Source organism: Candidatus Binataceae bacterium (assembly GCA_035508495.1).
Taxonomy (GTDB): Bacteria; Desulfobacterota; Binatia; order Binatales; family Binataceae; genus JASHPB01.
This window is the reverse complement of the sequence record DATJMX010000082.1, coordinates 1-20,633: the sequence shown is the minus strand read 5'-3', so window position 1 is coordinate 20,633 and position 20,633 is coordinate 1. Positions and strand designations below refer to the sequence as shown.

The window sequence follows — 20,633 nt, the reverse complement described above, 5'->3', positions numbered from 1 at the left end:
GTCCTCCGATTAGCGGCTTCTGAATTCGTCTGGAACTGGGACAGCTTTAAAAGTCTTGCCGGGCAACCCGCGATTCTTCAGCGCAGGTCCGGGCCGCAAACTCATATCGCGCGGCACTATCGGTTCTTTGCAATCGGGGCAATCGAGCTGCGGCCTGATGACCTTGCGGCATTTGCGATGGATCAATTCGATCGGAGCACCTTCGCGCCCAGCCATCCACCGATCGCCCCAGGAATTGAGCACGACAATCAGGGGAAAGAGGTCGATGCCCTTAGGCGTCAGGCGATACTCATAACGGCGCGGCCGTTTCTCGTACAGAACGCGCGCCAGGATCCCGTCACGCACCAGCTTGCCGAGCCGATGCGACAGGCGATGAGACGTCAGGCCCAGGTCCTGCTGCAAGGCGTCGAACCGCCGAATGCCGAGGAAGACATCGCGCACGATCATCATCGTCCAGCGCTCGCCCACGACGGAGAGGGCGCGCGCGATCGAGCACTCCACGGTATCGATATCGTTCCAGCGCATGACGGATAGATTGTTTTGTTGACTGGAGACTAACTTCCAAAATAGAAGTTAGTCAAGTCGCCCGTGGAGATTCGATATGAGTGATCAACCTGTCGCTGTGGCGGTCGGAGTGGATGCAGGACTCGGAGCCGCACTGGCGAGAAGATTCGCCGAAAAATATCGCGTCGCCCTGGTGGCTCGAGACGCCAATAAGCTCAGAGGCTTCGAAGATGAGATCCGGCAGAAGGGCGGTGAGGCGATCTCGGTTCCAGCTGCGCCGCAGCTGAAAAAACAAGACATGCTCGATCCCGCGGCGATCGCGGAAACGTTCTGGCACCTCGCGCATCAGGATCGCAGCGCATGGACCCAGGATATCGACGTGCGACCCTTCAAGGAGAGATTCTGAAGCAGCGCACCGGGACGACGCGCTCACCTCTAAAAGAAGATGAACGATCGCACCACCACGTTCTTACGGCACGGAGCGTCCTGAGGCGCGGTCGGGTCGATGCACGCGGCGTGGAAGGACCAGCGCGATACGGAACCGTCAGTGACCGAGTCGTAGCACTTGAGCATCGAGACCTCGGTCGGCTTCTGCTGCGGGAACCAGTACCACTCGTGGTTGGGGCGATACGTGAAGCGGGTGGTCTCGCCGACGCGATCGTCATAGACGCGGTAGTTGGTGATGTACGGTTGATCGGCGAACGAGGGCCAGGCGCATAACACGAAGGGATTCTGCTGCACAGTCTCCATCGGCTTCGCGAGATTGATCGACACGAAGCGGCGCGACATCTTCGCGTCGGCCTGAGCTTCCGTGTAGTGCTGCTCGCGGCCGAAGTTGCGCAGGTTCCTGGTGAGCAGCTCGCGGCATCGCACGCGCCCGCTATTGTCGTTCAAATCGTTGTGCACGAGGTAGGCGTAGTTGGCGTTGACGCCCGGATTCTTGTTGGCCTGATCCTCGGTGCGGTCGCCTTTGTAATCCTTGTCGAACACGTCGTGGTTGTAGACCAGCGCATCGGTGGCGTTAGGGAAAAACTCCAGGAGGAGCTTCTCCATCTCCGGGTAGAATACCCGTTCCACTTCAGCCGCATCGTAAAAGTTTCGGCACTTTGACTCGCAGTGAGCGAGCGAAACGCCGAGCTTGTCCATGCATTGCGGGCTGTTGGGCGAGAGTCCCGGATAGTACTCGCCGATTCGGCGCGCGTCGCGCAACACGATTGGAAAATAGAGACATCGGCGCACGATATCCCGCTCTTCCTGGCGCAATGCTTTCGCATCGGCAGCGTGTGCCGGATCGCGCCAGAGCGCGTTGGATGAAACAATCGAGTACGACGGCGCCTCGTGGACGGAGTATCGCATCGGAAGCGCGATCCCGCCGTCGGGAGCTTTGATGTTGTTCGTGCGAATATAATCGAGGCACTCCGACTGGGTGCGAAACCCTATGCCCCACTTGGTCTTGATTGGGCCCGGAGGCGCGCTCTCGATCATGTCGATAACGGCCTGTCCTTCGCCTTTTGTAAGCTGGTCAAGCGCGTCCCGCGTCGCAGCGGCAGTTCCCGCATCGCCGTTTCGATCGAGCGACATGTAGGACAGACCGCCGTTGGCGGCGATCGGCGCGGACTGACCTTTCGTGAGCTGGAACGGTGGAACGTAGGCTGACGGAATTCTATCCGCAGCACCAGAAACGTGTTTCTCAATGGTCTCGACCTTATCCATAGTGCGCCTCCGCAAAAGCAAGAACTTGATCAGGCCTATCGAGAACGTAGCTCACCGGCGGAACGCAGGCCAGATTGAAACGTCTAATTTCTTGGTCATGCCGCGAAGCGCTCGATTCGTGTTGCGCGACTTGAGAGCATCGCCAATTGAGAGGTATTCTTCGTCAACGGAGTGACCGCAAGATGAGTGACTTCACGCGGATTTCAGTAAACCCCATCGCCGGGGCTTTGGGCGCCGAGGTTGGCGGCGCTCATCTCGGGCAGATCGACGATCGGACGTTCGATGAAATTCGTGCCGCGCTGCTCGAACACCAGGTATTGTTTTTCCGCGACCAGGAGCTAACCCGCGATCAGCACAAGGCGTTCGGGCGCCGCTTCGGCACGCTCCAGGTTCATCCTTACCTGCAACCGCTCAAAAACGAGGGGCACCCGGAATTCGTCGTTCTCGAAAGCGACGAGGCTCATCCGTATCTCGCGGAGGCATGGCATAGCGATGTGACCTTCGTGCCAGAGCCGCCGCTCGGTTCGGTGCTGCGATGCGTCGTGGCACCGGAATTCGGCGGTGACACGATGTGGGCGAGCATGTATGCCGCCTACGAGGCGCTCTCGTCCACGATGCAGCGCTTGCTGAGCGACCTTGTCGCGATTCACGACACCGCGCGCTCCTTCGCGCGCCCTGATTACAAGACCGAGCACATCGGCGGCGAACAAGCCCGTCAAGTAATCTCGGCAGAGCATCCCGTCGTGCGCACTCATCCGGAGAGCGGACGCAAGGGACTGTTTGTCAACACCACGTTTACGGCGTCGATCAAAGGGATGAAACCGCGCGAGAGTGCCGCGCTGCTTGGATTCCTGTATCGGCATATGGAGTCCCCCGATTTCAGCTGCCGCTTTCGCTGGCGGGTCAACTCGGTCGCGATGTGGGACAACCGCTGCACCCAGCATCGCGTCGTCGCCGATAACCGGGGCGCAAAACGCCGGATGGAACGCGTCACGATTAATGGCGATCGGCCGTTCTAGGCGGGGCGCCATCGACCATCATCCGGTCCAAGGCTTTGCCGTTCTGGAATTCCGCTCGATTTCTCCAGCCCGAGTCGGCGGGGTAGGCCACAGCCGTCGATAGGCTCACAATCGATTGACAGCCTGAAAGCGTCGATCCGCCTGCGTGCGGACTCGAAGAGCCAGGCCGAGCCGACGCCTCCGGTCGCGGAACCAGTCGTAGGGCGAGTTTATCAATGTCCCCGCCTCCTGCATTTTCACTTTCGCATCCGGATGGAGATGACATCGATCGCCGCTGGATTTGCCCGCGTTCCAAAATCTCTCCCAAATCCGCTGGGCCGCCATTGTCGCAAACCCTGAAAAGGTGCATAGATTAGCGCGGTTAGGGGGACTGGCTTGCTGATGCCTCAACACCTCCGCTAAAGCGCCCGCTCGGCTCATGTTAGATTTGTCGCCCAATGGCCATGCAGAGGCGCGCGATACGCCGGGGAGAAGTGCCCTAGCTCGTTTTGTGCTCGCGGTTGATGGGCACCCATTCCATGTTGGGCTTGGCGCGTTCCTTTTTGTCTGCCGGACTGCATCCCGCCCGCCAAAAGCCAACGCCATCGGATGTGGCGCGAGCTACGCTGCCTCGAGTTAATTACCGCCACCGCCGCTTCGTTACGCGGTTGCCGAGAAAGGTGATGCGAAATGACGCCAGAAGCTCTGATATTTTGCGATGCGGTGCCGAAAGATCAGCGTGGACTTGTCGAGCACAACCGTAGCTCCGTGGGCGGTTCGCTCAAAGCACTGGGCGCGGTTGCTCTCCTCGTGTATGCGGCAACACTGGGAGGATGCAAGGCTGCGACACCCAGCACCGAGAGCCTCGTTGCAATCGATTGTGCACTCAACCTCGGCTACGTGCCTCTGCCGATACTCAATACTGAGGCGCATGGCCAGATTGCAGTGCTCAATCTGAGCGCCAATCCGGACAAGTCCAATGCACTCCTCAAAGTAATAGACATAAACATGATGGCGCTGGCCCGCGGCATGGCAGTCGATATCCAGGATGGACTTCTGCTGGCGGCGGCTGACAATGGCTCGACTACGGGAAGCCTGCTGCTGATCAACGAAAGCTCGTTCGCGATAACCGCCATACCGTTTCCGACCGGCAGCCGGCCCAAGGAAACCGACGGCGTGGTATTCGATCCGGTGAGAAGCACGGCGCTGGTTTCGATGAGCGATGCTGAGGATTGTCCTAAGCCGGGCACCTGCACCGGAGCTGCGATCTTCAACCTTTCGACGCGCACTTTCGGACCAATTCTTCCGTCAGAGGATACGTTGAGTAACTTCGCAGTTGATTTTATAAACAATGCTTCGCTCGCCAGCTCGGACGCGATTGACCCGCTGCTGGCTGCGGATAATCTGCCGAAATCGCAGGCCTGTACGCTGAGCGACAAGAACGTCTTGGGGCTGGATGCGGATCCCGAGGGGTTGGCGGTCGATCCCACGACCCATATCTGGATCGCCGGTAATTTCGGCTCCCCAACTGCGACGATCATCAATCTGAACGGGGCATCCTTTACGTCGGGAGCGAACTGCACACTCAATGAATCACTGCCGCCCAATTCGATAAATTTCAATACCGGCACCGGGGCGATTGGAATGCCTGGGGTCGTGATAAATCCTCTGACTCACGAAGCGCTGTTGACCGCCGAGGGTGGCAACCAGGTTGCGCTGCTCGACTTGCCCTCACTTCCTGTCGTCAAGCTTACTTCGAGCAGAGTCAGCGGGGTTCGCAGCACAATTCCCAACGATCCCGATGGCAACCCGTTCTTCGCTGCGACTTTTCCCTACGGCAACACAATCGATGTCTGCAACAATCTGGGATACGTACTCGAGAAACCCGTCAACTACCTGGCGCAAATCGATCTCGCGAAGCTAAGAAAAAGCCCGCTTTCGATCAGCCTCCCGCTGCCATCTGGCAGCTGCTTTGGAACCAGCACGACGTTCAAATGCGGCAATGGTTCGGGTGTCAAGTTCTTCCCGTTGCCGACCTCTTGAATCATAATTGCCAATTTCTCGATCGCAAGATGTTTACCGGCGCTCAGAAAGCGCTCGTCAGATGCTCAGGAGATACGTTCAATGAGTACAATCGATAGGATGATTCAACTGGTGCGGCAGGCCTTGTTTGCGCCGATAACGTTATTGGGTCTGCTCTCCACGATCATCCTGTTTTCAGGCAACGCGAACGCCGGCCCGCTCGTCAGTCATACGCTCGCATTCCCCACGATCACCAGTCTTTCCAAAGCGTTAACCGTTCCGTTGCCGAATTTCGGATTGGTTCCGCTTGCGACACCGCCGACGCTTGGTTTGCTTGCATGCGCACCGCCGGTCGGCACATCGATCACGAAATGTGACGATGGAAACGGCAATATCAAGATCGGCGAGGGGGCGACTCGCGGCTGCGAGGGAGAGGTAGTAGTCGACCGAAAAACCAACAATTACAAGCAAATCACCATAAACAAGGGCGGCACTCTGATCGTACCTGATACCCAGACTCAGCTCGGCCAGGTCAGTCTCACTACCACCGGGATTGACGTATTCGGGACGCTCGAGATTGGTTCTTCGGTTTGCCCGATCGGCACGCTGGCCTCAAGCGTAACCGCTGGTCCGCGAGTGGTTGTGACCTTCACCGGAGACCGGCCGCCGTCAACGCAGTGCGGCGATCTCTCCAAAGGGGCAACCGGAAACGGGACCTGTCCCGGTTACCAAAAGGGAATCCAGGTTGAAAGCGGCGGCATTATCCGGATGTTTGGACGCAAGGGGGTGCCGGGCGCGCTTCCGAACGCGGGCGTCAATTGGACTTATCTGGCCGAGCCTGCAGGAGATCCGACCAAGTTTGCGGGCTCGACTGGAGTTCTCGAACCTCCAACCTCTGCCGCCAATGTAATTTATACGGCCTCGCGAACGGACGCCGACGAAGGCGGTGCGGGGATTGCCGCATGGAAGCCGGGCGATTGGATAGCAGTTGCCACTACCAGCTTTAGCCCGTGGGAGACCGAGTTCGTTCAGATTCAAAGCATCGGCAAGGATCCCACCGCTGGCAGCACCGGGTCGAAAATAACGCTTTCGCAACCGCTCGCCTTTTATCACTTTGGCGGAGCTAACCCCGGCGTGCCGTCCACCGGCAACTACGACGCAGGTTCAAGCACTACGCAACGGCAAAACCTGAACTTCGGAGTCGACGAGCGCGCTGAAGTAGCGCTGATCAGCCGCAGTATCCTGCTAACCTCGGACGCTGACTCGACTGCCGGCAGCAAGCATTGGGGCGGCGAGTTGAAGTTTCTCCAGGGGTTGACCGAAGTATCGATGCAAGGTGTCGAGCTGCAAAAGTTCGGCAAGGAGCAACTCGGCAGCTATCCAATCCACTTCCACCTCGATGGCGATCTGGGCGCGAAGAAAATCCTGGTCGATTCCAACAGCGTCGATCATAGCTACAACAAGTGCATCACGGTTCATTCGACGCAGAATGTTAAATATACCAACAACGTCTGCGCACGTATCACGGGACATATTTTTTACGAAGAGGTTGGCAACGAAAACAATATCACCTTCGACGGCAACGTTGGCATCGGCGCAATGAGCAACTCGTTCGATGTGAACACGACTGCCGAGATGAGCCGGGCGGATTTGATCAAGAAATATTATTGGGTGGGTGATAACATGTTCACGCCGCCCAACGGTACGCCTTCGAACACGGTTTTTGATCAGATCAATATCTTCGATGCGGACTCTCAGTTCGTTTCGACCCAGGGTCTCACGTCAGCAGCCATTTCGACACGCGGCCAGTGCGCGGCCGGTTTCGATGCGCAAGGAAAAGTTATACTCGCAGGGGTGCCCGACAATCAGATAGCGCCCACCTGCTATCCGGGCAACACTTCAAAGCCATTCTATTTTGAGCCGCCCAGCGGATTCTGGCTGCTGAATCCCAGCGCGAAGCTCATGAACAATTCAATTGCAGGGTGCCAGGACACCGGCGCAGCTTACTGGTACGAGTCGCCGCAGGACGCGAATGTGAACGGCGTGCAATACATTCCGATCGGTCCGAAATATGTAGTGGAGAATCCGGCAAAATACGGCCTTTTTCAGAACAACCGTGGCCATAGTTGCTATCGCGGATTAAACGACGAGCAGTTCGAGCTCGGCACCGGGAATTCGATAACCGGTTATGAGAACGCTCAATATCAGAACCCGCCTAATAACACTACCAATCATCCGGTAGTGGATGAATTTGATGGTCTCACCCTTAGCCGAATCCGTTATCGCGGGATCTGGCTACGGCCGACCTTCTATCTTGTCGATGAGGGGCGCCTGGCCACGAATCGCCGCGGCATTTCCTTCGTGACCTCGGGTGGCGCCGACGGCAACTATCCCGGCGTCTGGTCATTAATGAGTCGGTCAACCATGGTCGGGATCAGCACCAACAACGTCGACCGATTTGGGCCTTGCGGTTCGAAGATATTGGTCGCTGGCGCGCAGGTTCGTGGCGGAACATTCGGCTGCATTGACCAGACCGTTCCTCAATCCGGTCCGGCTACAGGCGGCGAATTCACCGAAAAGGGCTACCCGGTTCCGGACGAGAATATGTTCGGCTTTATGAGCTATGACGGTCCGCCATTGATAGTGAAGGACCGGTTCGTAAACTATTTGGTGGATCCTTCCCAGACTTTGTGGACCAAAGCCGACCAGGCCGTTGTTGCATCATGGAGTTTCATCAACAACTACACGCACTACGAAGGCGACGCCGGGATCGGGTGGCTCGACAGCAATCAGAGCGCTTACCCGGTGGCGGCTAGTACCAAGAACCTCAACTTCACGAATGTAAATTTTCGCCACCAGGTCTATACCGATTTGGTTAATATCGCCGCCTTCAACGACGGCGACAAAAACACCTCGATCCTCGATCTCGATGGAACGCTGAGCGGATACGAGGTGATGGACCCAAATGGAAAACCTGCGTTCCCGGTTTCGCTCAACAATCTACCATTTAATTTTTCCTCCAATTCGGTGGATGAGTGCCGGGCCGAAGGCCAGCAGAATGTGGACCTGGAGGGCCGTCCGACCGCTGCGATGGTGCCGAGCGGAATCGGTCAGTTGGAATTCGAGTCTCCGCTCTTTCCAGTAAACTCCAAAAACGACGGGACACCCAACAAGTTTCCTAACTCGGTCCCGCCTTTAAACGGCGACTTGTCACAGTTGTTAACCTTCTACAAGACTGACATTGACTTCAACCAGCATGGAGCGATGTCGCTCCACAGCCGCAATGGACTTGGCGTATGGGAACCGAAGGTCGCGAGCGGCTATGGCTATGCGGTGCGAGCGGATCCCTACGATTTCCCGGGTTCGGGACCTACGGGAGCGGGAATAGGCAGTCTCGTGGATGTCAGCCTGGTCGATACCGTCAAGCCCACTATCAGCTCCACCAATCCATTCTACTTCCAACTAGGTATCTGTTACACCGACACGGCGGGAAACCACCCGGCCGACAAATTCCAGATCTCGACTGGCTATCGATCGTGGGGTGGCGGCAGCGTTCAGTCTAACGACATTGCTCTGCGTAGTTACTACAACCAGTTGAACCAGCTTATTGATGCTAAACAATGGTGCACCAACCTCGATACACAAGGCTTTAATAACCTTGGACCGCTGGGACCGCTCCCGAGCAACGCCGACTTTACCGGCTGTCCCTCTCCGGGGATCGCTCTGAAAGGGAATAGCGCCTGCCCCGAAGGCACTACTCAAATCACGGATCGGCAAGGGCAGGTGTCCTGCGTGTTCCCGATTGATACTCCGCCGTTGACTGAGGCGAAAAGTCTGACGGAGATGAACACGGTCGATATGACAACCAAGCTCCCTGATTTGAACAAATATTTTTACGATACCAGCACTGGCATGCTCTATTTATGGGTGTACCAATCCGATCCGAACGCCGTGGGTCCGTCGCCGCTTGGTATTTGCAAAGGAAACCCGCAGGATCCGGAGTTCTGTCCTCAAAAAACGGACGCCGGTGCCTTGAGCACCGGTGAGTCCTACTACAACTGCCCCAAGGAAGGATGCACCACTTATCGGATCGTCCTGAATGATTCGAATTATATACCCGGCGTATCGAACTGCAAGGTATTTGGCGGAGACGGTACTGCCAATAGCTGGCTCAATGGTACGGGCGGAAATCCCTGGCAGCCGCCTACCTCGCAGCCGGCATTGGTCTATGCCGATAACATCGCGAAAAAGGTTACTCGCATGCCCAATCCAGGACAGTTTCCGCACTACTCGGATGCGAGCGCGCCGGTGTGCGCGGTTAACCAGTGAGGTGAGTTTAGAGAATCCAGGTCCGAAGCGATTACGTATTGCGGCGGCGCAGAACTTCATCTGACCTGTAAGCGTTGCGAGGTCGTCTATGGTGTCCGACACAGACCCCATAGACCGCCTTGGAATTGCGCCCACATTCGAGGGTGAGCGGGATCGAGGAATCTCGACCTGCGTTTAGCGGCGCCATTTTTAAGATACGCACTGATCCAGATTTGCCTCGAGTTCTGCTAAAAGCGTCTTGTTCGAGAGCGAGGAGACGACGCGATGCTGAGTCCGTATCGAGTGCTCGATCTGACGACGGAGCGGGGGTTGCTTTGCGCGCAGATTCTGGCGGATCTGGGTGCTGACGTTATCAAGATCGAACCGCCGGGAGGGTCGCCAGCGCGCCAACTCGCCCCCTTTTTTGAGGATCGCCCCGATCCCGATCGTTCGATCTACTGGTGGTCGTATAATCGCAACAAACGAGCCATCACACTCGATCTCGAAACAAATGAAGGGCAAGAGTTGCTTTATCGACTCGCCGCCAAATCGCATTTTCTCATTGAATCCTACAATCCCGGTTATCTAAGCGATCGTCATCTGGGTTACGACAAGCTTGCTGCGAACAATCGTGGGATCATTTACGTATCGATCACCCCGTTCGGTCAGACTGGACCGAAAGCATCTTACGCCGATAGTGACCTCGTAATCCTCGCCGCGGGCGGCCCGCTCTTGCTCTGCGGCGATGAAGACCGGGCACCGATCAGGGTCAGTGTTCCGCAAGCTTATCTTCACGCATGTGGCGATGCCGCGATGGGTGCGCTAGTGGCAAATCATGAACGCCAGCGCTCAGGCCTCGGACAGCACGTCGACGTGTCGGCGCAGCAATCGGTAACTGCGGCTACTCAGGCCAATAATCTCGCGTTCCGCTTGGGGGCCGAGGAGGCGAGGCGAATGGCGGGGGGAGCGCGAGTGGGAGCGATGCGTGTGCCGCTCGTGTGGCGAGTGAAGGACGGCTACATCACGCTCAGCTTTCTATTCGGGCGTCAGCTTGGGGTGTTTACTCAAAGACTGATGAACTACCTATACGAGCAGGGAGCTTGCGACGCTGCCACTCGGGATAAGGACTGGATCGAATTCGGCGCGATGCTCGCAAGCGGCAAAGAGCCGATGCAAGAATACGAGAGGATAGTTGTACTGATCGCTGGCTTCGTTGCCACTCGAACGAAGGCCGACCTGTTCGCTGTCGCGCTCGAGCGCGGTCTATTAATCGCGCCTATCGCAACAGTTAGTGATGTGCTCGCCAGTCCTCAACTCAAAGCTCGACAGTACTGGCAAGCGCTCGAACATCCGGAGTTGGCGCGATCGTTCCCGTATCCTGGCCCGTTCGCCAAATTCAGTGAAGCACCTATCGTTTATCGCCGTCGGCCGCCGTTAGTCGGTGAACATAATCACGAAATCTATTTTGAGGAACTCGGACTCTCAGCGAGCAAGATTCAAGACCTGACGCGAAGAGGAATAATCTGATGCTGCCGCTTGCGGATGTTAAAATCCTGGATTTCATGTGGGCACTCGCGGGGCCGGGCACAACCAGAGCGCTGGCCGACTATGGCGCGACAGTTGTTCGAATTGAGTCTACCAGTAGAATAGACGGATCTCGCACCGTCGGTCCGTTTTATAAAAATCAAGCTGCGCATGATGGTTCGGGGCTGTTCGGTACCTACAATGCCGGCAAGCTGGGGCTCGGCCTCGATTTGAACCAGCCTGAGGCACGGGAAGTGGTGCTGGATCTTGTGCGATGGGCCGATGTAGTCTGCGAATCCTTTTCGCCCAAGGCGATGCGTGCATGGAAGCTCGACTATGAATCTCTGCGCACGGTCAAACCTGACCTCATAATGCTAAGTTCCTGCTTGATGGGTCAGACGGGTCCCATGTCAGGCTTCGTCGGTTTTGGCAACATGGCGGCAGCCGTCTCCGGTTTCTATAATCTTTGCGGTTGGTCTGATCGGTCTCCTTCGGGGCCATTCGGAGCTTATACTGATTACCTGGCGCCGCGATTCGGAGCAGTGTCAATTCTCACTGCACTGGATTACCGAAGGCGCACGGGCAAGGGACAATACATCGATCAATCACAGGCCGAGTCAGCTCTGCATTTTCTCACTCCGGCCTTACTCGACTGCGCTGCGAACGGACGGGTGGTCCAGGGCTTGGGAAATGACGATCTCAACTGTGCGCCGCATGGCGTCTATCCGGCGATTGGAAAAGACCGCTGGATAGCAATTGCCTGTTTGAACGATGAACAGTGGCGGTGTCTATGCTCCGTAATGAAGAATAATGAGCTCGCGAACGACGAGAGCTTCGCGACAGTGTCCAGCCGCCTGAGTAATCGCATTCGATTGGACGACATCATCCGCGAATGGACCGCTCGATTTGAAGCTGAAGCAGCCGAGAAATTGCTCCAAAGCGCGGGTGTGCCAGCCTCTTTGGTTCAGAACAGTAAAGAAGTTTGCGAGGACGAGCAGTTGGCGAGCAGAGGGTATCTCGTCGAAATCGATCACGCGATCCAGGGCAAAACCGTGGTCGAAGGTTCACGTTGCAAATTGTCCCGTACTCCCGCGCGAACTCCGCGACAGGCTCCTGCCGTCGGCCGCGATAATCAATATGTACTTCAGAGCCTCCTGGGCTATGACGAAGCGCGCATCACCGAACTAGTAGCCTCCGGCGCGCTTCAGTAGCTGCCGAGCCCGATCGGCTCGCTGCCGGTCGGGAGTTGAAGCCGCGTGATTAGTGCGACGCGAAGCTGGTTCGCCGCGGAATAAAATCCTTCTCCCGGTCGCAAAGGTTTTATCTATGGAGTCAGGAAGTCTGGATAGCGTTGCAATAGAACCTTCAGGGCTTGACGGGCGCGATGAAGCCGAACTTTAACACTGCTGGGTGTAAGATTGAGCAAGTCTGCGGCTTCCTCTGTGTCGAGTTCGTCGATGTCGCGCAGAATCAAGACGGTCCTGTAATTATCCGGCAAAAGATCGATGCACTGTCTGATGATGGCCCTGGTTTCTGAAGCTTCAACTGCCAGGTCAACCGGCATTGAAAGGAGCCTCTGCTCGATCCAGTTGCCAGAGGTATCGAACCGCGGCAAAAGTTCACCGATCTCGACGCTATCCATTTCGCCCTTGCGGCGCCTGGCACGCAGGATCATAAGGGCAGAGTTCACCACGATCCGATGGAGCCAGGTTGATAGTTGCGAATTACCATTGAAGCTATCCATCGATTTAAACGCGCATAGAAACGCATCCTGGACAGCATCGCAAGCGTCTGCTTCCGATCGCAGATAACGCCGCGCAGTGGCCAATAGCCGGCCACCATATGTTCGCACCAAATCTTCGTAAGCATCCTGATTGCCGCTTCGCAGGCGATCGAGCAGGGTGCCATAACTGCCAAGTTGTTTGGCTTTTGCGGGAATCGAGTTCCGGTTGTTGCCGACAATCCGTGCGGACTCAGAGGGGTAGACTACTGAGTATCTGGAAGAAGTATTTTGTAACGACATTGCCACCACCTATCGAACTGCTCTCAGCAGACAAATTGCAACTAACGCTCGATTTGTATGAGCTATTCATCAATGCCGCTGTCCTGTTGGCCACGCATCCACTCGCGTATGTACGCCGAGCAGCCTCGAAGATGGATTCCTCGCGCCTCACACGCGACTAGAAACCTGACCACTTCGACGTCCAACAACATCACTTCTTCCATTTCAAACTCAACGCTGCCCTGGACCGACGCGATTTGCGCCTCGAGTTCTGGAAGTGAATCGGCATCGAACCGACCGATCAGCCTGATGATCAGCCGGCTTGGGCCCGCAACGGTTTCGATCTTGAATGTCAATGCCGACCGACGAAGCAATTAACGGGCCGAGGCGATTTTGCTTGTGCGAAGTGGGGTTTCCTGCCGAAGTACCTCGAGTCTTCGGCAATTGCCGAACAATTGCTGACAAATCAGCAGTACTGCCCGCTCAGTTTTAATATGGAGATTCCTCAGGTCTGGAATCGGTGCTTGTTGATACCGAGTCGGAGGATTTTTGACTCCAGCGTCTGGCGCGGCATTCCGAGTTTGGCTGCTGCACCCGAACGCCCCGAAACTCGCCCACGACATTCCGCCAAGGCGGCCTCGATCCATTCCTTCTCACTCTCGGGCGCGGCACTCAGGCCCGTCGGGGCAGAATTGAGGGTCGCCGCCGGGGCCCACCTGAGCCAGGTCGGATCAACCGAAAATGTCGGTCCGTCGCAGAGTATGACGGCGCGTTCGATTACATTCTGAAGCTCGCGAACATTTCCAGGCCACTGGTACTTCTGGAATACCTCGAGCGTGCCGCTGGTGATATCGCTGAATTTCTTTCCGGCCTGCTTGGCGTAGCGACTGATCATGTACTCGGCGAGCAAGGCAATGTCACCTGCGCGCTCACGCAACGGCGGTATTTCGATCGGAAAGACGTTTAGCCGATAGAATAAATCCTGCCGGAATATGCCCGCGCTCACGGCTTGTTTCAGGTCGCGATTAGTCGCCGTGATCAGGCGCACATCAACCTTGAGCGTTTCGGCGCCTCCGATACGTTCGAATTCCCGCTCCTGCAATACCCGCAGCAAGGCGATCTGCGCCTCCATGGGCAACTCGCCGACTTCATCAAGAAAAATCGTTCCTCCGTCGGCAGCCTCAAACCGGCCCGCGCGACGTTGCATCGCGCCAGTAAACGCGCCTCTTTCGTGGCCGAACAGTTCGGAGGCGATCAGCGATTGCGGGATGGCGCCGCAGTTCACGCTGATGAAGGGCCGCGTCGATCGATTCGAGCGCTTGTGGATCGCCCGTGCTATCAGCTCCTTTCCGGTCCCGGTCTCACCTGAGATCAGAACGGTGGAATGAGTGGGAGCGACTCTGGCGACTTGTGCCAGCACCATTCGCAGAGGTTGAGCGGATCCAACAATTTCCTCGAACATCGAGGAGCGTGTTACTTCCTCGCGTAGCGCCAGATTTTCGTTGCGGGTTCTCTCTTCAGCTCGCTTGCGGTCCTCGATGTCGGTCCCGGTCGCGTACCATCGAATGACGCGTCCCTGTTCGTCGCGCAAAGGATTGCAGCGAACCAGAAACCAGCGAAATACGCCATCGGTTCCTATTGCTCGAAGCTCGTGCTCAAAGGGCAGACCGCGGGCCATCGCCTCCGGCCAATCCTGCTTTTCCAGATCTTCAGGATGCGTGAAGCGAGTTAGATGGTCGGTGACCGGCACGTTCTCCCAAGCGACACCGAAGTAGTCAGACGCCGCTCGATTGACATGAAGCACGGTTCCATCCGCGTCCAACACGTGAACGATGACCGGGATGGCATCGGTAATCTGGCGCAGTTCTACTTCGTCCTGACGCAGTCTCTGTTCGGCAATTTTGCGTTCATGAATATCGGCGAGGAGCACGTACCAGCGGATGATGCGATCGTCGGGACCTCGCAGCGGCAGCCCGGCGGCCTGAAACCATTGGTAGACGCCATCGGGGCGCCGCAAGCGGTGATCGAATTTACACGACTGTCCGGTCTCGATAGCGCGCCGCCAGACAGCGCCGGCGTCTTCACGATCGTCAGGATGAACGGCGCCATCCATGGTCCATTCTTTCAAATCTTCCAACGTCCTGCCGAAGTACTCCCGCATCTGCCGGTTCATGAACTCGACATCGCCTTGCGTGGTCATGACGGCTACCAGGGCCGGAATGCTATCGACGAGCGTGGCCAGTTCGGCGGTGCGCTCGGCGACTAGCCGATCCAGATCGTCGGCGATGCGCTTTTGAGCAGTTCGTTCGCGGACCTCGTGTAATCCGACAACTGCCTGGTTCGCCGCGACACTGAGAAGCAGGGTCTCGGTCGCTTGCGGAAAATCCGTCCGCTGACATCCCGCGACTATCACCCCGAATTCGCCACTCAACCCCAATCGCGAGGTTGCCACCGTATAATCCGTGCCTTCGATTCGACGGCAGGCCTGCGACGGCCATTCGTAACAGTCGTCTCCGAGACAATCGCTGAGCAGTTGACCGAGCGCGTGCGGAGATAAAATTGGCTCGCGCGCTTGAGCGAAGCGCGCCATTTCGAGAGGCGATCCAGCGGCCGCATCCGTCAAGCGCGCATAGACGAAGTCCAGGCGCAGTACGGATATCAGCGCGTCGAGCAGTGTGCCGCCGATCCCGTCGATCTCTCGACCTCTCCATACTGCGGAGAGCGCCTGGAGAGCCATCAGGTCATTGATGCAGTCCTGCAGGCGGTCGGCTTTGAATCCGCTCGGTTCCATCCGCTCGCCTGGTGTCAGCGGACGCGGATCTGGAACCGCGGGAGAAGCTCATGTGGAGCGAAATTGACAAGATCAGGTCTCATCCCGCGCATCATTGTTTACGGCCTGCGATACGCGCTGCCGGAGTTTTTAAATTGGCTCAAAATCTCCTGCGGCGATACGAAAAACGGATTCTGGTACAGCAAACCGCCGACTATCGCCACCGGGTGCGTCCGCAACACATCCACGGCGATCGTTCCGGTAATGAGATTCGTATCGTAAGTGCAGATGACCGGGTCATCGAACGCCGGCAGCACCTCATTCAACCGCGCTTCATATTTGATCCACTCTTCAGCGTTAGACCAGTCCTCGAGGATTCTGTCCGCAACGTGGGCGACTAAGCGAGTGAGAGGAAAGCCCAGCGTTCTCCCCTCGTGCAGCACCTCTTGAATCAGCGCCAGCATCGCATCGGGGTCGAAACGTCCGCCCCGGAGGTAAGTGTCCTCAACAGCAGCAACTCCCAGTTGGCGCTGAAGCTGCGCAGCGGCGGTATCGACCCCAACATTGCGAAGCCGTTCCAGATGGGGTTCGCGGTGTTCGGAGCGCAGCACATGAAAGGCGCGCTCACCGCGCTGAAAACCGTCGAGCACGAATGGCAGCAGCGTCTCGTATTCTTCCTGGCCGGAACTGAAAAAAGCGCAGACGTGACGGTATTCGTTAAGTGTCGAGCCGGCAAAAGGTATGGGCTCTGTGACTGCGCTCACGATGCTTGCCTCCAATCGTATTTAGATCGCGCTGGCGTAAAACCCAGCTTAGTTTCTGGAGGAGACTGCGGTCACAGCATTGGAATGTCACATCGCCTTGCCGCGCCGAACTGTCTGCTCGACCAAGCAGAATCACAGGGAACGCTCAGCACCTACACAACTGAGCCAGCTTCCGGTATCGAATCCACGACCAAACGCCGTCTGGCCACGATCCTACGAACGAAAATTTAAGGCAACTCAGCCGAATCAGCAAGAATAGTCCGGACCGAAGAATGAGACGCTTCGCGTATTGCGACGGATTACACCGAAGTCACGATGCGCGAACCGTGTCGGCGGGCCCGGGAACATCGGCCAGATACCGATTCAGCTCAGAGAATAGAACCTCCAGTCGTCGCATCAACTGCAGTTCCGCGAGCATCGTGCGGCGCGGTTCGAGCGGCCACGACCCCAATCGCGCGAACCCTCCCTCCTCCAGGTATGAACTGAACGCGTTGAGCGGTTCGGCCAAATCATCGGCTGAATGTTTCTGCGCGATCGCCCGAGCAGCGGCAGCGTTGAAGCATTCAGGCCCGCTGTAGAAATCCAGCCACGAATCAAGCCGCCCGCGCATCGCGTCGAAGACCCGCTCGCGCGCTGACTCTGTGAGGGGGTCGAGGTGCGGCATTTGAATAAGAACCCGCGCTGACGCGATCGAGGACAGCCGGTTCGAAATCCGGCGCAGAGTTCCGGCCGCTTCGACGATCCCATCATGGTAGACGGCGCAGGTGCGTCCTTCCATCCGCGCATCATCGGCGATCTCGAGGAACTCCGTCAGCACGCGCATCGTTTCAGAGTTGGTCCTCAGGATTAGGTCCTCGCTGCTCGAAGCTGACCCGCCGGGGGCTAAGGCGAGCGTATTGGCGATGACTTTTTTCAGTCTCGGTAACAGGGAGTTACCGGCGTATTCCGGCCACAGGCTAAAGAAGACTACCGCCACGACAAAGTCACCAAGCAAGACGCCCCAAATACGCCAGAGCGGCTCGTAGATGTTGGTCGACGGGCTCAAGCCAATGAACACCAACGAAAAAATCACGCCCATTTGCTTGCCCGCGAACGACATCCGCGCATTGCCGAGCGAAGAGTATGCAAACGGATAGAAGACCGCGAAGGACGCAATCATATAAGTTGGCAGGGTGTCGAAGTTGGGCGAAACTATAATGATAACGAGAAGGGACACCGCTCCGCCGATTACAGCTCCGCTGATCCGGAGGTACATCTTGTTCAGAGTTGCGCCATAAGTGGGAGTCGCAGTGGTTATTACCGTGACCAGGATAATGAATAAGTCCTCACGCTGGCTAAGGACGCCGATCAGATAGCCGACCACGGTGCACAAACCGACTTTCAAGCAATAGCGCGCCAGCGCGGGATCTATAGGAGCGGTCGATCGAGGAACAGCACTGGGCGACGGCTCGGCGGTCGCCGGCCCCGGAGGTTCGTCTAGCGGGCGCTCGATGTGCCTAGTCAGGACAGCCAGCGAATCGATGAATTCCGCGAAATTCCCGATTTCTGCCGAGCTGGCTTTGCCGATGTATGCTGGTCTGATCTCAACGACGCGCGCGGCCAGATTGTCCATCGCCAAGCGCACGTGCGTGCGCGCCGCGGGAGTTTCCTCGTCCGTGCCTGTAACAATGCGCGCCGGTAGTTTGTGAGCGATCTCGTCAAGCGCAGCCGCGATTGCATTTACTGCGATTTGAACCTCGCCCAGGACCATTGTACGAATTCCCCGCGGCAGGTCCTCGCGCGCAGTAGTGATTAGGCGATCCACTTCGAGACTGATGCGAGCGGCGAGCGTGATCGCAGCCAGCAGCATCGCCTGGCGATGCTCAGACGCGCCCTCGGCCGCCGCTTGCTCAAGCCGCGCCATATGTGCGGGTAGGTCGGAAGTCGGAGCTGGAGATGGGGGTCGAGGTATGCTTTCGCCAGCGAGAAAAAAGTTAGACGCCTCGAGAAGCTGCGAACGGGACCGGGCGAAGCTGGCCCCGAGAGAATCTATCAGGATCGGCTCGCCCGGGTCGGGCCACAACCAGTTGTCGAATAGGACGATCACACCGAAGGCAATCGCGCTGCCGCCGAATGAGGCTGCTGCGTTCCAACCGATTTCGCCAGGGGCAAAGACTATTCCGTAGAATGTAATCAGGCAGACTATCTGTATTACGAGCATGCCCGCGCCGAGCTTTCGCGTCGTTCCCAGGTAGGTTGAAAATGAAATCCAGACGAAGACAAACGGCAACATCAACCACGGCGACTCCGCAAATGCCCGCGCCATCATCACCGACGTGATTAGCGCGAGCATCACGGCGATCTGCCATGCGAGAGCCCTGCGAAAGGACATCATCGGCCCGGCGCCCGCCAGGAGCCATACGATTACGGCGCCGAGCTGGCTGTTGACGTGACAGCTCGCGTCCAGCGCAATCGCGATTGTCACAATCATCGCGACGCGCAGGGCAGTACGAATCTTCCGGGGGTTAGGAGCAAGTTCGCGTGCAACCAATGCCCCGAGGCGATCCAGCCAGGCCAGTGGCGGTTGGATTCCGAACGGTCGTTCTATGAATCCTGCCATACGCTTCGCTCAGCGATCGCGCTCGTTTGCTCCAACCACCGTCGCAGTCCGGCTTACTCCGCGCCGATGTGGGCTCCCTTCTCTGCTACCGAGCGACGCATGAGCAGGACGAATGCCACCAACAGAAACCCGACTGCGGCTGAGAATGAGAACACGTCGAAGTAAGCCAGCGACGATGCCTGTTGCGCTCGCGACTGGCCAAGAACGCCCAACGCCATTTGATGAGACAATACAGCATCGCCGTTGTGCTGCAGGAAAAACGCCTGGCCCCGCGTCAACAGATTGTTAACAGGGGGACTCAGGGGATCGAGGCTTTCGTTCAACCGCAGGGTATGAAACTGCTCGCGCCGTTCTTGAATAATTTGGGCGATGGAGGTTCCCACACTGCCGCCCTCGTTGCGCAAGAGAGCCAGCAAACCCACGGCGGCGCCGCGGATCTCCTTCGGGAGATAGATAAACGCCGCCACGTTAAGTGGAGCGAACAGCATCGAGAGTCCCGCTATGACTACCACTCGCGGCCAAACCACCTGCCATGGGCTGATATCCAGATTGAGGTGTGCCATCCAGTAGTTTCCAAGCGCCATCGTGACTAATCCGCCCGCCATCAGGTATCGGGCATCGACGCCGCGGGAGAGCATCGCGCCCACCATAACGAGCATAAGGATCGCAAAGATCCCCGACGGTGAAAGCACTAAACCCGAAGTGGTTGCGTCGTAGCCAAAAAGTGATTGCAACAAGGCGGGAAGCGAAATTGTGTTGGCGTAGAGCACTGCGTAAGCGCAGAAGATTATGACGCAGCAGGTGCCGAAGTTCCGGTCGGCCATCGTTCGGAGCGCGACTAGTGGATTGCGCAGCCCCAATTCGCGGTAGATCAACCCACCCAGGCCGAGCGTGAACAGGGTCAACAGGCTTTGCACGCGATAGAACGGATCGCCGAGCCAGTCCCACTGCTGCCCCTTGCTGAGCATGACCTCCCAGCAAACCATGGTCACGGTCAGCAGACCGAGGCCGAGTAGGTCGAAGGGCTCGCGTCGATTGCGACTCTTGGCCCGTTCAACTTGAAAATATTCCGGATCTTCCACCAGCGCCTGACACATCAAATAGGCGAGCAGGCCGACCGGCACATTCAGATAGAAGATCCAGCGCCAGCCGTAGTTGTCCGTGATATAGCCGCCGAGCGTTGGCCCGATTACCGGCGCGAGCAGCGCCGCCATCCCAAAGATGGTCATTGCCTGGCCTTGTTTCTCTTGCGGAAACGCATCCAGGAGCACGGCTTGGCTGGAGGGTTGGAGACCACCTCCGGCCACGCCCTGTAGCGCTCGAGATGCGATTATAAAAGCGAGGCTTCCGGCCATTCCGCACAAAGCGGATGCCAACGTAAAGATGGCTATCGAGAGTAGGAAATAGTTTCGCCGGCCGAGCCGCAGCG

At 57.4% G+C, this 20,633-nt stretch carries 14 protein-coding genes; 6 read left to right on the top strand and 8 right to left on the bottom strand.

Annotation, left to right across the window (positions count from 1 at the left end; all coding sequences use genetic code 11):
* Positions 1–9 precede the first annotated feature (9 nt).
* The gene (locus VMA09_23435) at positions 10–525 is read right to left on the bottom strand and encodes a helix-turn-helix domain-containing protein (protein HUA36577.1); all 516 of its coding nucleotides are present in this window, start codon (positions 523–525) and stop codon (positions 10–12) included.
* Between the two features lie 76 nt (positions 526–601).
* Between VMA09_23435 and VMA09_23430 the strand changes: the two genes are divergently transcribed.
* Positions 602–910, top strand: coding sequence for a hypothetical protein (locus VMA09_23430; GenBank protein ID HUA36576.1), 309 nt, complete (start codon positions 602–604; stop codon positions 908–910).
* Positions 911–939: 29 nt separating this feature from the next.
* On the opposite strand, the gene VMA09_23425 is transcribed toward VMA09_23430, so the two are convergent.
* A complete protein-coding gene (locus VMA09_23425; GenBank protein ID HUA36575.1) occupies positions 940–2,217 on the bottom strand; it encodes a CmcJ/NvfI family oxidoreductase in 1,278 nt (425 codons plus the stop codon).
* A gap of 182 nt (positions 2,218–2,399) precedes the next feature.
* Between VMA09_23425 and VMA09_23420 the strand changes: the two genes are divergently transcribed.
* The 5 genes from VMA09_23420 (at position 2,400) to VMA09_23400 (ending at position 12,280) form a co-directional block, all read left to right on the top strand.
* Positions 2,400–3,236, top strand: coding sequence for a TauD/TfdA family dioxygenase (locus VMA09_23420; GenBank protein ID HUA36574.1), 837 nt, complete (start codon positions 2,400–2,402; stop codon positions 3,234–3,236).
* A gap of 669 nt (positions 3,237–3,905) precedes the next feature.
* Positions 3,906–5,258 carry a hypothetical protein gene (locus VMA09_23415; protein HUA36573.1) on the top strand — a complete coding sequence of 451 codons (1,353 nt, stop codon included), beginning with the start codon at positions 3,906–3,908 and terminating at the stop codon, positions 5,256–5,258.
* Between the two features lie 81 nt (positions 5,259–5,339).
* Entirely contained in the window at positions 5,340–9,566 is a 4,227-nt protein-coding gene (locus VMA09_23410; protein ID HUA36572.1) for a G8 domain-containing protein, read from the top strand.
* A 264-nt stretch (positions 9,567–9,830) separates the two neighbouring features.
* Positions 9,831–11,072, top strand: coding sequence for a CaiB/BaiF CoA-transferase family protein (locus tag VMA09_23405; GenBank protein HUA36571.1), 1,242 nt, complete (start codon positions 9,831–9,833; stop codon positions 11,070–11,072).
* Positions 11,072–12,280 (top strand): CoA transferase, encoded by a 1,209-nt coding sequence (locus tag VMA09_23400; protein ID HUA36570.1) that lies wholly within the window; start codon positions 11,072–11,074, stop codon positions 12,278–12,280. Before VMA09_23405 ends, VMA09_23400 begins: the two co-directional genes overlap by 1 nt.
* 113 nt (positions 12,281–12,393) lie before the next feature.
* Here the strand turns inward: VMA09_23400 and VMA09_23395 are convergent, their stop codons facing one another.
* The 6 genes from VMA09_23395 to VMA09_23370 form a co-directional block, all read right to left on the bottom strand.
* Positions 12,394–13,092 (bottom strand): sigma-70 family RNA polymerase sigma factor, encoded by a 699-nt coding sequence (locus tag VMA09_23395; protein HUA36569.1) that lies wholly within the window; start codon positions 13,090–13,092, stop codon positions 12,394–12,396.
* Between the two features lie 62 nt (positions 13,093–13,154).
* Positions 13,155–13,427, bottom strand: a complete 273-nt coding sequence (locus VMA09_23390; GenBank protein HUA36568.1) for a hypothetical protein — start codon at positions 13,425–13,427, stop codon at positions 13,155–13,157.
* Between the two features lie 149 nt (positions 13,428–13,576).
* Positions 13,577–15,862 (bottom strand): sigma-54-dependent Fis family transcriptional regulator, encoded by a 2,286-nt coding sequence (locus VMA09_23385; GenBank protein HUA36567.1) that lies wholly within the window; start codon positions 15,860–15,862, stop codon positions 13,577–13,579.
* 98 nt (positions 15,863–15,960) lie between these two features.
* Entirely contained in the window at positions 15,961–16,605 is a 645-nt protein-coding gene (locus tag VMA09_23380; protein HUA36566.1) for an MEDS domain-containing protein, read from the bottom strand.
* A gap of 310 nt (positions 16,606–16,915) precedes the next feature.
* Positions 16,916–19,075, bottom strand: coding sequence for an FUSC family protein (locus VMA09_23375; protein HUA36565.1), 2,160 nt, complete (start codon positions 19,073–19,075; stop codon positions 16,916–16,918).
* A gap of 182 nt (positions 19,076–19,257) precedes the next feature.
* A partial coding sequence (locus VMA09_23370) for a DHA2 family efflux MFS transporter permease subunit (protein HUA36564.1) occupies positions 19,258–20,633 on the bottom strand: 1,376 nt, incomplete at its 5' end.

Coding starts and splice junctions, on each gene's coding strand:
- VMA09_23410 (HUA36572.1), top strand. CDS start 5,340: ATGAGTACAATCGATAGGATGATTCAACTGGTGCGGCAGGCCTTGTTT.
- VMA09_23375 (HUA36565.1), bottom strand. CDS start 19,075: ATGATTGTGACAATCGCGATTGCGCTGGACGCGAGCTGTCACGTCAAC.
- VMA09_23430 (HUA36576.1), top strand. CDS start 602: ATGAGTGATCAACCTGTCGCTGTGGCGGTCGGAGTGGATGCAGGACTC.
- VMA09_23420 (HUA36574.1), top strand. CDS start 2,400: ATGAGTGACTTCACGCGGATTTCAGTAAACCCCATCGCCGGGGCTTTG.
- VMA09_23395 (HUA36569.1), bottom strand. CDS start 13,092: ATGTCGTTACAAAATACTTCTTCCAGATACTCAGTAGTCTACCCCTCT.
- VMA09_23425 (HUA36575.1), bottom strand. CDS start 2,217: ATGGATAAGGTCGAGACCATTGAGAAACACGTTTCTGGTGCTGCGGAT.
- VMA09_23400 (HUA36570.1), top strand. CDS start 11,072: ATGCTGCCGCTTGCGGATGTTAAAATCCTGGATTTCATGTGGGCACTC.
- VMA09_23385 (HUA36567.1), bottom strand. CDS start 15,862: ATGGAACCGAGCGGATTCAAAGCCGACCGCCTGCAGGACTGCATCAAT.
- VMA09_23435 (HUA36577.1), bottom strand. CDS start 525: ATGCGCTGGAACGATATCGATACCGTGGAGTGCTCGATCGCGCGCGCC.
- VMA09_23415 (HUA36573.1), top strand. CDS start 3,906: ATGACGCCAGAAGCTCTGATATTTTGCGATGCGGTGCCGAAAGATCAG.
- VMA09_23405 (HUA36571.1), top strand. CDS start 9,831: ATGCTGAGTCCGTATCGAGTGCTCGATCTGACGACGGAGCGGGGGTTG.